The 13,512-nt window shown below is 71.1% G+C and carries 13 protein-coding genes and 1 pseudogene; 5 read left to right on the forward strand and 9 right to left on the reverse strand.

Features of this window, described 5'->3' with window-relative positions; genetic code table 11:
- Positions 1 to 117 precede the first annotated feature (117 nt).
- Positions 118 to 3,825 (forward strand): ABC transporter ATP-binding protein, encoded by a 3,708-nt coding sequence (locus IAG44_RS26155; protein WP_187749518.1) that lies wholly within the window; start codon positions 118 to 120, stop codon positions 3,823 to 3,825.
- A 205-nt stretch (positions 3,826 to 4,030) separates the two neighbouring features.
- Positions 4,031 to 4,561 (forward strand): hypothetical protein, encoded by a 531-nt coding sequence (locus IAG44_RS26160; RefSeq protein WP_246562094.1) that lies wholly within the window; start codon positions 4,031 to 4,033, stop codon positions 4,559 to 4,561.
- Positions 4,562 to 4,568: 7 nt separating this feature from the next.
- Here the strand turns inward: IAG44_RS26160 and IAG44_RS26165 are convergent, their stop codons facing one another.
- A complete protein-coding gene (locus IAG44_RS26165; protein ID WP_187749519.1) occupies positions 4,569 to 5,015 on the reverse strand; it encodes a hypothetical protein in 447 nt (148 codons plus the stop codon).
- Positions 5,016 to 5,333: 318 nt separating this feature from the next.
- On the opposite strand from IAG44_RS26165, the gene IAG44_RS26170 reads away from it, so the two are divergent.
- Positions 5,334 to 6,122, forward strand: coding sequence for a helix-turn-helix domain-containing protein (locus IAG44_RS26170; RefSeq protein WP_187749520.1), 789 nt, complete (start codon positions 5,334 to 5,336; stop codon positions 6,120 to 6,122).
- Positions 6,119 to 6,259: pseudogene (locus IAG44_RS43765) on the forward strand (helix-turn-helix domain-containing protein); the annotation flags it as partial. The gene IAG44_RS26170 and the pseudogene IAG44_RS43765, both read left to right, overlap by 4 nt.
- On the opposite strand, the gene IAG44_RS43770 reads toward IAG44_RS43765, so the two are convergent.
- A complete protein-coding gene (locus IAG44_RS43770) occupies positions 6,244 to 6,540 on the reverse strand; it encodes a hypothetical protein (RefSeq protein ID WP_246562097.1) in 297 nt (98 codons plus the stop codon). The pseudogene IAG44_RS43765 and the gene IAG44_RS43770 sit on opposite strands and share 16 nt — an antisense overlap.
- 65 nt (positions 6,541 to 6,605) lie before the next feature.
- Between IAG44_RS43770 and IAG44_RS43775 the strand changes: the two genes are divergently transcribed.
- Positions 6,606 to 6,917 (forward strand): DUF2690 domain-containing protein, encoded by a 312-nt coding sequence (locus IAG44_RS43775; protein WP_246562101.1) that lies wholly within the window; start codon positions 6,606 to 6,608, stop codon positions 6,915 to 6,917.
- Positions 6,918 to 6,960: 43 nt separating this feature from the next.
- Here IAG44_RS43775 and IAG44_RS26180 read toward each other — a convergent pair whose 3' ends face one another.
- From IAG44_RS26180 to IAG44_RS26205, 7 genes are all read right to left on the reverse strand, one after another.
- Positions 6,961 to 7,380 (reverse strand): DNA-binding protein, encoded by a 420-nt coding sequence (locus tag IAG44_RS26180; protein WP_187749521.1) that lies wholly within the window; start codon positions 7,378 to 7,380, stop codon positions 6,961 to 6,963.
- A 71-nt stretch (positions 7,381 to 7,451) separates the two neighbouring features.
- Positions 7,452 to 8,264, reverse strand: coding sequence for a carbohydrate ABC transporter permease (locus IAG44_RS26185; protein WP_187749522.1), 813 nt, complete (start codon positions 8,262 to 8,264; stop codon positions 7,452 to 7,454).
- Entirely contained in the window at positions 8,261 to 9,154 is an 894-nt protein-coding gene (locus IAG44_RS26190; RefSeq protein WP_246562104.1) for a carbohydrate ABC transporter permease, read from the reverse strand. The genes IAG44_RS26185 and IAG44_RS26190 overlap by 4 nt, the downstream gene beginning before the upstream one ends.
- Entirely contained in the window at positions 9,129 to 10,430 is a 1,302-nt protein-coding gene (locus tag IAG44_RS26195) for an ABC transporter substrate-binding protein (protein ID WP_187749523.1), read from the reverse strand. Before IAG44_RS26195 ends, IAG44_RS26190 begins: the two co-directional genes overlap by 26 nt.
- Positions 10,431 to 10,460: 30 nt before the next feature.
- Positions 10,461 to 11,552, reverse strand: a complete 1,092-nt coding sequence (locus tag IAG44_RS26200) for an LLM class flavin-dependent oxidoreductase (protein ID WP_187749524.1) — start codon at positions 11,550 to 11,552, stop codon at positions 10,461 to 10,463.
- Positions 11,553 to 11,692: 140 nt separating this feature from the next.
- Positions 11,693 to 11,767 carry a putative leader peptide gene (locus IAG44_RS44810; protein ID WP_355873567.1) on the reverse strand — a complete coding sequence of 25 codons (75 nt, stop codon included), beginning with the start codon at positions 11,765 to 11,767 and terminating at the stop codon, positions 11,693 to 11,695.
- Positions 11,768 to 11,907: 140 nt separating this feature from the next.
- A complete protein-coding gene (locus IAG44_RS26205; protein ID WP_187749525.1) occupies positions 11,908 to 13,326 on the reverse strand; it encodes a S28 family serine protease in 1,419 nt (472 codons plus the stop codon).
- Between the last annotated feature and the right edge of the window lie 186 nt (positions 13,327 to 13,512).

The following is a 13,512-nucleotide window of genomic DNA, read 5'->3' on the forward strand; positions in this document are numbered from 1 at the left end:
GAGGAAACCGTGAAGGAGGCGGAGATCACCGCCGGAATTGTTGCGGAGGGATGAAATCCGGTTCCCTCCGCGTTGGTGCCTTCCGGGACAGCAACGGTTTCTGCAGGAGGGCACCGCGTGGCAGCGCAACGGGGATGGGCACGACGGCTGGCGGGGTACGCCTGGCGGTATCCGAAGGACACGGTCCTGGCTCTCGGCTCGTCCCTCGTGGGTATGGCGGTGATGGCGCTCGTCCCGCTGATCACGAAGGTGATCATCGACGACGTCATCGGTGATCATTCCCGCTCCATGGCCCCCTGGGCGGGCGCCCTCCTCGGGGCGGCTCTCCTGGTGTACGTGATGACGTACATACGCAGGTACTACGGGGGCCGCCTCGCCCTCGACGTCCAGCACGACCTGCGCACCGAGATGTACGGGACGATCACCCGGCTCGACGGCCGCCGCCAGGACGAGCTGTCCACCGGCCAGGTCGTCGGCCGCGCGACCAGCGACCTCCAGCTCATCCAGGGTCTGCTGTTCATGCTGCCGATGACGATCGGCAACATCGCCCTGTTCGTGGTCTCCCTCGTCGTCATGGCGTGGCTGTCCCTCCCGCTCACCCTGGTCGCCCTCGCCGTCGGCCCCGCGCTGATCTGGATCGCCCGGCTCAGCCGCACCCGCCTCCACCCCGCGACCTGGTACGCGCAGGCGCAGGCCGCCGCCGTCGCCGGGGTCGTCGACGGCGCCGTCAGCGGTGTCCGCGTCGTCAAGGGGTTCGGGCAGGAGGAGCAGGAGACCGGCAAGCTGCGCGAGGTCGGGCGGCGGCTGTTCGCCGGGCGGCTGCGCACGATCCGGCTCAACTCGCTCTACACGCCCGCCCTCCAGGCCGTCCCCGCGCTCGGCCAGGTCGCCATGCTGGCGCTCGGCGGCTGGCTCGCCGTACGCGGCCACATCACCCTCGGCACGTTCGTCGCGTTCTCCACCTACCTCGCCCAACTCGTGGGCCCCGTCAAGATGCTGGCGATGGTCCTCACCGTCGGCCAGCAGGCCCGCGCCGGCACCGAGCGCGTCCTCGAACTCATCGACACCGAGCCCGTGTCGCGCGAGGGCACCAAGCAACTGCCCGCCGACGCACCGGCGACCGTCGAGTTCGACGACGTCACCTTCGGCTACACCGACGACCGCCCCGTCCTCGACGGCCTCAGCTTCGAGATCCGCCCCGGCGAAACCCTGGCCGTCGTCGGCGCCTCCGGCTCCGGGAAGTCCACCCTCGCGCAGCTCCTGCCGCGCTTCTACGACGTCACCCGGGGCGCCGTCCTGATCGGCGGCCACGACGTCCGCGAGCTGACCTACGACTCCCTGCGCAATGCCATAGGACTAGTACCCGAGGACTCCTTCCTCTTCTCCGAGACCGTCCGGTACAACATCGCCTACGGCCGCCCCGACGCCACCGACGCCGAGATCGAGGCCGCCGCTCGCGCCGCACAGGCCGACCGATTCATCGCCGAGCTACCCCAGGGGTATGACACGAAGGTCGGCGAGCACGGCCTCACCCTCTCCGGCGGCCAGCGCCAGCGCGTCGCCCTCGCCCGCGCGATCCTCACCGACCCCCGGCTCCTGGTCCTCGACGACGCGACGTCCGCCGTCGACGCCCGCGTCGAGCACGAGATCCACGAGGCGCTGAAGGAGGTCATGCGCGGCCGGACGACCCTGCTGATCGCCCACCGCCGCTCGACCCTCAACCTGGCCGACCGCATCGCCGTGCTGGACGCCGGACGCCTCGCCGACCTCGGCACGCACGACGAGCTGGAACGCCGATCCCCACTCTACCGGCGCCTGTTGACCGACCCGGACGGCCTCGGCGGCGTCAGCCCCGGCCACGCCCGCCCGGCCGGACCCGCCGAGGACACGACCGTCCGCGACGAACTGGACGCCGAGTTCGACGCCGAACGCGGCATCACGCCCCGCCTGTGGGCCGCTCCCCGCGCCACCCGCGACACCGCCCTCGCCGGCACCCCCTCGACGCCCGAACTCCTCGCCCAGGTCGAGGCGTTGCCCCCGGCGACCGACACCCCCGGCATCGACGAGGCGCGCGCCGTCACCCCGGAGGAGTCGTACGGGCTGCGCCGGCTGCTGCGCGGCTTCCGCACGCCGCTGCTCATCAGCCTCGGCCTCGTCGCCGTCGACGCGGGCGTCGGCCTGCTGCTGCCGGTCCTCATCCGGCACGGCATCGACAGCGGCGTCTCCGAGGCCGCGCTCGGCGCCGTGTGGGCGGCGTCGCTGCTCGCCCTGCTCGCCGTCCTCGTGCAGTGGGCGGCGCAGATCGGCGAGACGCGCACCACCGGGCGGACCGGTGAACGCGTCCTCTACACCCTGCGGTTGAAGATCTTCGCCCAGCTCCAGCGGCTCGGACTCGACTACTACGAACGGGAGTTGACCGGCCGGATCATGACCCGGATGACGACGGACGTGGACGCGCTGTCGACGTTCCTGCAGACCGGACTCGTCACCGCGTTCGTCTCCGTCGTCACCTTCTTCGGGATCATGGTCGCCCTCGTCGTCATCGACGTGCAGCTCGCGCTCGTCGTCTTCGTGACCCTTCCCCCGTTGGTGGTAGCCACGTACTACTTCAGGCGGGCGAGCGTACGCGCCTACGAGCTGGCCCGGGAGCGGATCTCCACCGTGAACGCCGACCTCCAGGAGACGGTGGCGGGCCTCAGGATCGTCCAGGCGTTCGGGCGCGAGCGCGACGGCATGGTCCGGTTCGCGGCCGGCAGCACCGCCTACCGCGAGGCCCGGGTGCACGGGCAGTGGCTCATCTCGGTCTACTTCCCGTTCGTGCAGTTCCTGTCGTCCGCCGCTGCCGCCGCCGTGCTGATCGTGGGCGCGGGCCGGGTCGAGGCGGCGACGCTGACGACGGGCGCGCTGGTCGCCTACCTGCTCTACATCGAGCTGTTCTTCGCCCCCGTGCAGCAGCTCTCCCAGGTCTTCGACGGCTACCAGCAGGCGGCCGTCTCGCTCGGCCGTATCCAGGAACTGCTCCAGGAACCGACGTCCACGAAGTCCGCCGACGAACCCCTCGACGTCCTCTCGCTGCGCGGCGACATCACCTTCGAGGACGTCCACTTCGCCTACACCGACGACGAAGAGGCCCTGGGCGGCGTCTCGTTGAGGATCCCGGCGGGGCAGACCGTCGCGTTCGTCGGCGAGACCGGCGCGGGCAAGTCGACCCTGGTCAAGCTCGTGGCGCGGTTCTACGACCCGACCTCGGGGCGGGTCCTGGCCGACGGCACCGACCTGCGCGACCTCGACCTCACGTCGTACCGCCATCACCTCGGAGTGGTACCCCAGGAGGCGTACCTCTTCCAGGGGACGGTCCGCGACGCGATCGCCTACGGCCGTCCCGCCGCGACCGACGCCGAGGTCGAGGCGGCGGCGCGGGCCGTCGGGGCGCACGAGATGATCGCGACCCTGGAGAACGGCTACCTGCACGAGGTCGCCGAGCGCGGGCGCAACCTCTCGGCGGGCCAGCGCCAGCTGATCGCGCTGGCCCGCGCCGAGCTGGTCGACCCCGACGTCCTGCTCCTCGACGAGGCGACGGCGGCCCTCGACCTGGCGACGGAAGCGCAGGTCAACCAGGCCACGGAACGGCTCGCGGGCCGCCGCACCACCCTCGTCGTTGCCCACCGGCTGACCACCGCCGCCCGCGCCGACCGGGTCGTCGTCATGGCTGACGGGCGGGTCGCGGAGGACGGGACGCACGAGGAGCTGCTGGCGCGGGGCGGGCGGTACGCCGCGCTGTGGCGGACGTTCGTGGGGGAGCCGGTGGATGTCGTGCCGTCCTGATACCCGGGAGCTGATACCCGCGAGGGAGTCGGGGCGCCGGGGTGTGGCGCCGGGGGTGTAGCCCTGGGGGCGTACGGGTGTGGCTCTCGCGGTGTACGGGCTCGATGTGGTCCTCAGGGCGTACGGGGCGCGGCCGGTTCGGCGTGCCCTCGTGACGGTCGTGCAACCGTGCGACATATGTCGTGCGTCCGTACATCTGTACGGGATGTCGGTACGGGCGGACGGCACACGGGTGGGGGCCATGGAGAAACGCGGGATACGACGACGGCTGGCGCTGGCGACGGTCGCCCTCACGGCGTCCGCAGCCGTGGCCCTGGCGACACCGGCGGTCGCGGATGAGGCACCGGCGGCTACGGGGGTGGCCCCGGCAGCTACGGAGGTCGCCCCTGCGGTCACCAACGCGCTCCACACGGCGAGGGTGTGGAAGAAGCCGGGCAAGGGCCCCGCCCCCACCGCCTGCTACGGCCGCAAGGTCCGCACCTTCCCCTTCCGCACCGGCACGGTCGTCGTCTACAAGCGCCCCGGCTACGTCTGCGCCGTCACCCTCGCCGAACGCCCCGGCGGCAGGCAGAAGATCTCCGTCACCGTCCAGGCCCGGGGCAACGCCGCGGTGACACGGGGGTGGGTCAACGCCCGGACCTCCCCGGCCGTCACGGTCCACGCCGGGCACCGGTGCGTGCGCGTGGCGGGCCGCGTGGGGCGCGGGGAGGTCAAGTCGGGCTGGATCCTGTGCTGAGCAACCGTCAAGTCAGCGGGTTGTCCACCACGTTGCCCCGGTAGCTGTGGAACCCGCTCGGCCCCTGCCCCTTGGTGGAGGCCACCTCGACCTGGAAGAACCGGATGTCGGCCTTCTGCTTCCAGGACAGGTTGGGGAACAGGGTGTACTTGCCGCACTTGCTCTTGCCGGCGATGCGCGGCGCGCCGAACTGCTGGCGCCCGTCGGTGCCGGTGACGATGACACGGATCTGTCCGGCGACAAGTCCCTTGCCGCACGGGAACTTCACGGACATGGCGCCCTTGAGCGTCTTCTTGCCCCAGGTGAAAGTCCCGCTGCCGCAGGCGTACTTGCCGCAGGCGTCACTGCGCCCCGTCGCGGCGGAGGCAGGGCCGGCCTGGACGAGGACGCCCGTGCCGGCGAGCAGTCCGGCGGCGCCGGTGAGGGCGAGACGGCGGGCGATGGTCGTGCGCATGATGTCCCCCTGTGGAAGTGGTCGAAGGTGGTGCCGGGCCGGATGGACCCCCGTCCCTTCCGGCCCGCCGTACCGAGATTGCAGGCCAACTTGGCTGCGGGCCAGTGCTGGTGGGGACACCGGGACCGCGTGGGACGTCCCACGCGCTGAGCTGCGCGGACGGGTGCCGTGACGCGGCATCGGTGGGACGCCCGGACGCGGCCGGGCGCAACCGGGCGCGTCCGAAAGGCGACCCGGTCGGTGTTCCGGCCGGAACCCGGAGGCGGCCCCGGGGGTGTACTACAGAGTCGAGGGATCCTGACGCGTGCGGGGTGAGGGATGTCGCGTTGGCAGGAACTGCCGGACTCGCTGGACCAGAGGGTCCGCCAACTCGTCGTGCAGCTCCGCCGGTTGAAGGACCGGTCCGGGCTGACCCTGAACTCGCTCGCCACCAAGACCGGGTACAGCCGCTCCTCCTGGGAGCGCTACCTCAACGGCCGGGCCCTGCCGCCCCGGCAGGCGGTGGAGGAACTGGCGCGGGTCACCGGCACGGAACCCACGCGGTTGCTCGCGCTGCACGAGGTGGCCGTGGACAGCTGGCAGACACCGGCCGAACCCCCGCCGACGGAACCCGAGTCGATCGAACCGCCGGCCGCCGTGATCCCCCGCTCCCACGCCTTCGCCGCCGTCGCGGTCGCCGCACTCCTGGGCGTCGGCGCGGGCCTGCTGATCGCCGTTCCCTGGCGGAGCGACGACAGCGGAGGGCGGAAGGGCAGCACCGAGGTCGTCACGGGCGCGCGGCCCAGCCCCAGCCCCTCAACCACCGGGGAAGGACCGGGGCGTTACCTCTTCAGGGTCGGCAAGACCTACCCCTGCGAGATCCGCGCGCGGGGCGCGCTCGGCCTCGGCGCCGGGTACAGCACGACCCGGACCGCCGTCCTCGCCGGGCCCGGCTGGGACGTCGTCGAGGCCCAATGCCTGTTGCGCAGGCGCCGGTTGAACCCGGGGCCTGTCGACGGCATCTACGGCCAGCAGACCATCGCGGCCGTCGTACGCCTCCAGCAGGTGGCCGGGCTGCCGGCGGACGGCATCGTCGGCCCGCACACCTGGCAGGTGCTGCGCCGATGACCGCCACCGCACCGGAGTGCGTCGCCCTGGCCGAGGGGCTGCGCGCGGCGCGGGCACGAACGGGCCTGAGCCTGGCGGCACTTGCCGAGCGCACCCCGTACAGCAAGTCGTCGTGGGAACGCTATCTCAACGGGAAGAAACCACCGCCCCGGCAGGCGGTCGAGGCGCTGTGCGCACTCGCCGGAGAACCGCCCGGACGGCTCCTCGCGCTCTGGGAACTCGCCGACGCCGAGTGGAGCGGACGCGCCCGCGCCACCCCGCCCGCCGAACTCCCCTCCGTGCCCGTCACGTTGGTGACTCCGCCCGCGCCCAGGCGCCGTCGCCGGTACCTGCTCCCCGTCGGCGCGGCGGTCGCCGCCGTCGCCATCGCCGCGCTGTCCGTGCGGAGTTCGGGGTCGGAGCACACCACGACGGCCACGCCCCTGCTCGACCCCGCCCCCCGGCTGCCAGGGCCGCACGTGCGACGGGCGGGATCCGGACGCGATGTCGTGCGGGCTGCCCGGCCGCGTCGACTCCCTCGGCCCGCAGCACCGCACGCGCGCCGGGGCGAGCGTCGAGTTGCGCTACAGCACTGTGTGCGGGGCGGCTTGGGGTCGTATCTGGCACGCGCGGGTCGGGGACGCGGTGGAGATCTCGGCGCCGGGGGAGCGGGCGCGCCGGGCCGTCGTCCGCGACGTCGCCGACACCGCCGTCTACCGGTTCACCGCGATGATCGGGGAGCCGGACCGGGCGAAGTTGCGGGTGTGCTTCGTGCCGGGGAGCGGCGGGGGCGGGCGGGAGTGCTTCGGGCCCTGACGCCGATATGCCCTGGCCGGCGGGGAGTTGAGCTGACGTGGGGCTACTGCTCGCTCTCCACCCGGCTCGCCAGCCTCTCGTAGCGCTGCCGGGCCGCCTGCGGAGTGCCGAGCCCCAGGCCGAACGCGATCTCCTGCCACGTCATCTCGCGCCCGCGCGCCATCTCCAGCAGCCCGGCCTCCAGCTCGTCCAACTCGGCCCGCACCAGCGGCAGAAGCGTCAGCGCGGCGGTGATGTCCGCCCGGTCGACGTCCTCCTCACCCTCTTCCTTCAGCGCCGCCCCACTGAGCAGGAACGACACCAGTCGTACCGCCTCGTGGGGCGCGAGGATCGCCGGGTTGGTCTGCCGCAGACGCTGCGCGTCGGTCGCCGCGTGCCGTTCGGCTATCCGGAACAGGGACGGGTAGACCCGCTCGGCGCGGGCCTGTTCGGGGTCGGGGGCGGTGAAGGGATCCGAAGTCATGAGCACCAGCATGGGAGTTGAACGAAGAGGCGTCAACTCCTTATGTTGAACGAGATGTTGTCACTCTTTTCTCAGCCGCGCACCGCCCCCGCCGTCAGCCCCGACACGAAGTGCCGCTGGAGCAGCACGTACACGACGATCACCGGCACCGACGCGATCACCACCCCCGCGAACAGCAGGGGGTACTGGGTCTGAAACTCGCCCTGGAAGTCCAACAGGGCCAGCGGCAGCGTCCGTTGCTCGTGGGAGCGGATGAACAGAAGGGGATAGAGCAGGTCGTTCCAGTCCATCACGAACAGGAAGATGCCCGTCGTCGCCAGCGCGGGACGCGTCAGCGGGAGCGTGAGGGACACGAACGACCGCAGCGGACCCGCGCCGTCCAACTCGGCCGCCTCGTACAGCTCTTCGGGGATTGTGCGCAGGAAACCGCCGAGGATGAACACGGCCGTCGGCAGCGTCATCGTGGTGTCGACGAGGACCAGCCCGAACAGGCTGTCGGTGAGCCCGAGCCGGTCGAACAGGACGTACTGCGGGACGATCGCCGCCTGCGCGGGCACCGCGAGCCCCGCGACGAGGACACCGAACACGATCCAGCCGACCCGCCCCGGCACCCGCGCGCAGAAGAACGCGGCGAGACTCGCGACGGCCAGCGTCAGCACGACCGCGCCCGCTGTGACGAGCACGCTGTTGCCGAACGCGGCCCCGAGCCCGCCCTCGTCGACCGCCCGCCGGTAGTTGTCCAGCGTCGGCGAACTCGGCGGCGACAGCGGCGAGTCGAAGAGCTGCGGCAGCGTCTTGAACGTGCCGAACACCACGACCAGCAACGGGACCACGACGGTCGCCGCGCCCAGCGTGAGTACCAGGGGTCGCAGGGTCTTCGTCATCGCGTCGCCCTCCGGATCGCCCGCCGCTGGACCCAGGTGAGCAGCGCGATGAGCGCCATGAACAGCAGGGACTGGGCGGCGGCATAGCCGAACTGGTTGTTGGAGAAGGTGGTGTAGACCCGCGTCGACAGCAAGTCCAGTGCCGGACCAGGGGGGTTGCCGCCGAGCCCGAGGACCAGATCGAACGCCTTGAAGGACTGCACGGTCGTGTAGGCGACGACGATCCCCGTCGCCGGAGCCACCAACGGCCAGGTGACATACCGGAACCGGGCCAGGCGCCCGGCGCCGTCCAGCTCGGCCGCCTCGTACAACTCCCGTGGGATCGCCTGGAGTCCGGCGATGAAGACGACCATCATCTGGCCCGCGTGGAACCACACCTGCGTGAGCGCCAGCCAGTACACCGCCGTGTCCGGGTTCCCCAGGTACACCGACTGGAGATTGCCCAACCCCACAGCACGAAGGCCCGAGTTGAGCAGCCCGCCGTCCGGGTCGTACACGAACCGCCACACGAACGCGACCGCCACCGACGACAGGACCGTCGGCAGGAAGAACAGTGCGCGCAGCACGGTCGAGGCGCGGGTCGTGCGCACCAGGTAGAGCGCCAGCAGCAGCGCCAGCGCCGTCTGGGCGAGGACGACCACCACCATCAGCTTCAGGTTGTTCTCCGCCGCGTTCCTGAACACGTCGTCGCCCGTGGCGAGTTGACGGAAGTTGTCCAGGCCGACGCTGCGGTACGCCGCGCTGTAGCCGTCCCAGTCCGTCAGCGCGTACTGCACCGCCTGCACGGTCGGGTACGCGAAGAAGAACAGGTAGAGGGCCAGCGCGGGCACCGGGAAGAGCCACAGCGCCCGCGACGCGCGGCGGCTACGCGCGCTTCTGGTCGATGACACGCTGGGCCTCCTCGGCCGCCTGCGCCGGCTTCTTGCCCCCGACGACGGCCACGGCCGCGTTCTCGACGGCCGAGCGGATGTCGAGGTCCAGGAACTGGAAACGCGGCGCCAGCAGCGTCCTGCGCGCCAGCCACGGCGACACGGCCTTCAGGTCGGCGTTGGTGTACTCGACGCCCTCGACGGTGACGTGCTGCCCGGTGCCGTTCGCGTAGACGGCCGCGTTCACCGGGTCGCTCAGGAACTCCAGGAACGCGTACGCCGCCGGCTGCGCCTTCGACGCGCTGTTCACGCCGAGGATGAACGTCGCGTTGAACACGCCCTCGTACTTCGCCTGTTGAGCCGTCGTCGTGATCGGCGCGACCAGGTCGAAGGGAAACTTCGCTCCCAGTGCCCGCACCCCGGCCATCTGGAAGGAGCCGGTCGCGAGCAGGCCCGCCTTGCCGGAGGCGAACAACTGCGTCACCGCGTCCGTCGTCGAACCGGTCGCGCGGTCCTGGAAGTACGGCGCCAACTGGGCGTACTGCTCAAGGGTCTTGAGGAACCAGTCGTCGGTCACCCGGTACACGCCCGACTCGATCTTCGTGAACATGTCGCCGCTCGGCGCGTTGTTCATGACCATCGTGTTGAGCAACTGCCCCGCGTTCGCGGTGTCCCCGCCCGGCCAGGCGATCGGCGTGAACCCCTTCGCCTTGAGGTCGTCGAGGAGTTGCAGGAAGCCGTTCCAGTCCTTCGGCGCGCTCGTGTGCCCCGCCCTGTCGAGCGCGTCGGTGTTGGCGAGCGGCATGTTGAACACCAACTGGTAGGGCAGGCCGTACTGTTGGCCCGCCTGCGCGCCCGGCGTCACCAGGCTCGCCCGGTACCTGCCGACCACGTCCGTGCCGGTGAGCGGCGCGTACACGCCCGCCTTCACGATCTGCTGGAACTGCGCTCCCCGGAACGCGGTGAACAGGTCACCCGTCTTCGAGCCCTGGATACGGCGCAGCGCCGTCGACTGGTAGTCGGCGGACGGGGAGATGTCCTGCTCGACAGCGGCGTCCGGATGCTTCTTCACGAACGCCTTCACCAGCTCGGCTATCACCGCCTTGTCCTCGGCCCGCCAGTGGGCGAAGGACACCGTGCCCTTGACGGCACCCGAAGTGGCCGGCGCCGAGGGGGAGTTGCCGGCCGCCGGCGAGGCGCCGCCCCCGCCCGGTCCGGCGCAGGCGGCGAGGCCCAGGCCCAGACCGGAGGCGGTGAACAGGCGCAGGGCGGCTCGTCTGTCGAGCGTACGGGACATGGCTCGGTTCTCTCTTCCGGTGAAGTCGGGTCAGGCAGTGGCGAGTTGGCGGGTGAGCAGCGGACGGACGCACTCCCCGAAGCGGATCGCCTCCTCCAGGTGCGGCTGCCCGGAGAGGATGAAGTGCTCGATGCCCAGCGCCGCGAACTCCTCGATGCGCTCGGCGACCTGCTCGTGGCTGCCGACCAGCGCGGTGCCCGCACCGGGCCGGACGAGCCCGAACCCGGCCCACAGGTTGGGGTGGATCTCCAGCCGGTCCGTGCGCCCGCCGCTGAGCGCGGCCATCGCCCGCTGCCCGGCCGACTCCGAGGCGCTGAACCGCTCGTGCGCGGCCCTGATCGCGGCCGGGTCGAGGCCGGCCAGGATCCGGTCGGCCTCCGCCCACGCCTCGGCGGCGGTGTCGCGGCTGATGACGTGCAGCCGGATGCCGTACGACAGCTCACGCCCCTCGGCCGCCGCCAACTCCCCCACCCGGGCGATCTTCTGGGCGACCGCCGCCGGAGGCTCACCCCAAGTGAGGTACGTGTCCGCGTACTTGGCGGCCACCGGGAGCGCCGCCTGCGACGATCCGCCGAAGAACACCGGGGGTCGCTGGGCCGGGGGCCTGCGCAGCTGTCCGCCCGCGACCCGGTAGTGGGCGCCCTCGTAGTCGTACACCTCGCCCGCCCAGGCCGTCCGCAGCAGGTCCAGGAACTCGGCGGTGCGGCCGTAGCGTTCGTCGTGCGAGAGGAAGTCGCCGTACGCGCGCTGCTCGTCGGCGTCGGAGCCGGTGACGACGTTGAGCAGCAGGCGTCCGCCGGACAGGCGCTGGTAGGTCGCCGTCATCTGGGCGGCCAGCGGGGGTGCGATGACGCCGGGGCGGAACGCGACCAGGAACTTGAGCCGGGTGGTCTGCGGGATCAGCGCGGCCGTGGTGAGCCACGCGTCCTCGCAGTCGCTCCCCGTAGGGGTCAGCACGGCCTCGAACCCGGCCGACTCGGCGGCGCGGGCGACCTGCGCGAGGTAGTCCAGCGTCGGCGGGCGGGTGGTCGTACGGGACTGGAGCGAGTCACGGGCGGTCACGCCGACCACGTCACGGTCGTCGCCCGTGGTGGGCAGGAACCAGTGCAGGCGCACGGTCATGGGGTCTCCAGGGGGGAGGGAGTTCACCAAAGCGGATGCAACGTTGAATCAACGCCCGGCGAAGGTGGCGCGCAAGGGTACGGAGCGGAAGAACCAGGGGAAATGGGCGTCAAGGAAGGACGCGGAAGGGATGTGCGGGGTCAGCTACACAGCGCGGTGGCGACCCTGAGCAGGTCGACGTGCGCGCGCTTCACGAGCTCGACACCGGAATCCATGGGCCGGGACTATACACACAGTCCGTACAGCGGACGACGGCCGACCGGAATGTGGGCCGGTCGGCCGTCGGGGTGGCTCTCAGGTACTACGGGTATGACGCGCGCCTGAGCCGCCTCAGGTACTACGGGTACTACGGGTACTACGGGCGCAGCGCCGGCTCCCGTTCGATGTCCCTGACATCCAGCTTCGCGTCGAACCTCGCCAGCGGCTTCGCCGCCGCCACGGCGCTCGCGGAGACACCGGCCCAGTCCAGGATGCGGGCGGTGGCGAACGCCTTCTCGTCGGGGACGAGACCGGCGACGTTCGCGCCGTGGTTCAGACCGGGGGCGGTCATCACGTACGAGTCCTTCGCGCCCTTGCCGACCCGGAACGGCTCCGCGCCCCAGGGGTCGTTCTGGCCGTACACGAACAGCATCCGGTGGGCGTGGTGGCGCACCCAGTTGTCCACGTCGGCCATCGCGTACCGGTCGAACCTCGGGATGCGGATGCTGTCCGGCACGAAGTTCGCCGGCGGCTGGTAGCCGTAGCGGATGTACTTCCGCTCGATGTGCGGGAAGTGGATGGTGGGCGCCCCGAGCTGCGAGGCCGCCTGGAAGTAGTACGGGGTGTACGGGGTGAGACCCTGGTCCGTGTAGAAGGAGAACCCGGAGATCGAGTCGACCGAGTTCCAGATCTCGTCGTCGGTCGCGTTCTTCGCGTCCGCCGGGACCGTGTCGCAGTCGGCGAGCAGGCTGTACTGCCAGAAGCCCCAGACGTAGTCGAGGACGACCGCCTCGTACGCCTTGTCGAGACTGCCGACGGTCGTGAAGGTGTAGCCGTTGTCGGCCGCGTACGCCGCGTACCGCTTCTCCAGCGTCTCCCGGCGCACCAGCGCCTCGCGCTGCACGCCGTTCAGCCGGTCGCGGCACTCCTTGGTGCCGACGGTCCGGAAGAACCGGTCGTACGCCGAATCCTCGTCGTTCACCACGTCGTTGGGCGCCACGTACGCGACGACGCCGTCCATGTCACGCGGGTAGAAACGCTCGTAGTAGGTGGCGGTCATGCCGCCCTTCGAACCGCCCGTGGAGATCCAGTTCTTGGGGTAGACCGGCTTCAACGCCTCGAAGATGCGGTGCTGGTCGCTGGCGGCCTGCCAGATCGTCAGCTTGCTCCAGTCGGCGGGCTCGGCCGGCCGGGACGGCGTGAAGTACCGGTATTCCATGGAGACTTGGTTGCCGTCCACGATCTGGGTGGGCTCGCGGCGGCCCGGGTTCGTGGAGACGTTGTAGCCGCCCGTGTAGAAGACGGTCGGCCGGCTCACGTCCTTGTGCAGCACCGTGATGCGCTGCTCGAAGGTGCCGGCGGAGGGGTGCCGGTGGTCGATCGGCTGGGTGTAGTTCAGCACGAAGAAGCGGTAACCGGGGTACGGCTTCTCCTGGACCAGACTCATGCCCGGGATCGACAGCAGCCGGTCCTTGATGTCGGTGGCCTCCGGTTCGGCGGCGGTCGCCGCCGTCGCCGTGCCCAGCGTGCTTATCAGCACCGTGAGCGCGAGCAGCCATCTGAGCGCCTTGCGCATGCGCGTGCACCCTTCCTGCGTACCTGTGAAGTTGATGTGTGCGGCGGAAGGTATCGGAGCAACGGCCTTGGCACCAGAGGGCCTAGGGGGAGCCACACCGTGAACTCGCGGCGAAAACAGGGGAGATGGGAGGGTTCGCGCCCACCGATTCCTGCCCGCCGCCCCTCACCCGCCCGCTCTCACCCG

The organism is Streptomyces roseirectus, from assembly GCF_014489635.1.
Taxonomy (GTDB): Bacteria; Actinomycetota; Actinomycetes; order Streptomycetales; family Streptomycetaceae; genus Streptomyces; species Streptomyces roseirectus.

Excerpts from the sequence above, each read along its gene's own strand:
- IAG44_RS26160 (WP_246562094.1), top strand. The coding sequence starts at position 4,031 with ATGTCGGTACGGGCGGACGGCACACGGGTGGGGGCCATGGAGAAACGC.
- IAG44_RS26165 (WP_187749519.1), bottom strand. The coding sequence starts at position 5,015 with ATGCGCACGACCATCGCCCGCCGTCTCGCCCTCACCGGCGCCGCCGGA.
- IAG44_RS26170 (WP_187749520.1), top strand. The coding sequence starts at position 5,334 with ATGTCGCGTTGGCAGGAACTGCCGGACTCGCTGGACCAGAGGGTCCGC.
- IAG44_RS43775 (WP_246562101.1), top strand. The coding sequence starts at position 6,606 with ATGTCGTGCGGGCTGCCCGGCCGCGTCGACTCCCTCGGCCCGCAGCAC.
- IAG44_RS26180 (WP_187749521.1), bottom strand. The coding sequence starts at position 7,380 with ATGACTTCGGATCCCTTCACCGCCCCCGACCCCGAACAGGCCCGCGCC.
- IAG44_RS26185 (WP_187749522.1), bottom strand. The coding sequence starts at position 8,264 with ATGACGAAGACCCTGCGACCCCTGGTACTCACGCTGGGCGCGGCGACC.
- IAG44_RS26195 (WP_187749523.1), bottom strand. The coding sequence starts at position 10,430 with ATGTCCCGTACGCTCGACAGACGAGCCGCCCTGCGCCTGTTCACCGCC.
- IAG44_RS26200 (WP_187749524.1), bottom strand. The coding sequence starts at position 11,552 with ATGACCGTGCGCCTGCACTGGTTCCTGCCCACCACGGGCGACGACCGT.
- IAG44_RS26205 (WP_187749525.1), bottom strand. The coding sequence starts at position 13,326 with ATGCGCAAGGCGCTCAGATGGCTGCTCGCGCTCACGGTGCTGATAAGC.